General features: G+C 52.1%; 1 protein-coding gene. It reads right to left on the minus strand.

Going from position 1 to position 450, the window contains the following annotated elements; translation table 11 throughout:
* Positions 1 to 333 (minus strand): hypothetical protein (locus tag AB4Z23_RS28530; protein WP_441361314.1); only part of this gene is annotated, 333 nt, incomplete at its 3' end.
* Between the last annotated feature and the right edge of the window lie 117 nt (positions 334 to 450).

The raw sequence follows: 450 nt of genomic DNA on the forward strand, positions 1-450 counted from the left end.
CTCGTAGGTTTGATTGGTGACGGCCTTTTTAACTTTCTCGGTGAAGATGTTGTCGTAAGCGGCGGCGAAGTGCGCGGCGTCGCGGATTTTGACAATCTTACCGTTGATCCTGGCGCCGAAAGGGTAATAAACCATCCCGGCAATCTTTTCCTTGTCCCCGGCTTCAACGGCTTTTTTCAGATCGTCGAAGAATTGCCGATACCGGACGTGCTCGCCAAAAAGCTGATCAAGCGAYGTGTCTACCTCGGCCACCGTCTGAGCCATGCCGGACGTGGCAGCGATCGGAGAGAAGAAAGTTGCGACAGCAAGGGCGACCACGAGTTTCGGCGTCACTTTTGAACCTTTCAGGAAACGAACGAGCACCTCGCAAGAATTACCTGCCTCACATCACAATACAATGAGCGCTGGGAAGAGGAAGAATAATGCAGCAGGATTTTGACATGTGATCAC

Source organism: Agrobacterium sp. MCAB5 (assembly GCF_052114365.1).
GTDB lineage: Bacteria > Pseudomonadota > Alphaproteobacteria > Rhizobiales > Rhizobiaceae > Agrobacterium > Agrobacterium tumefaciens.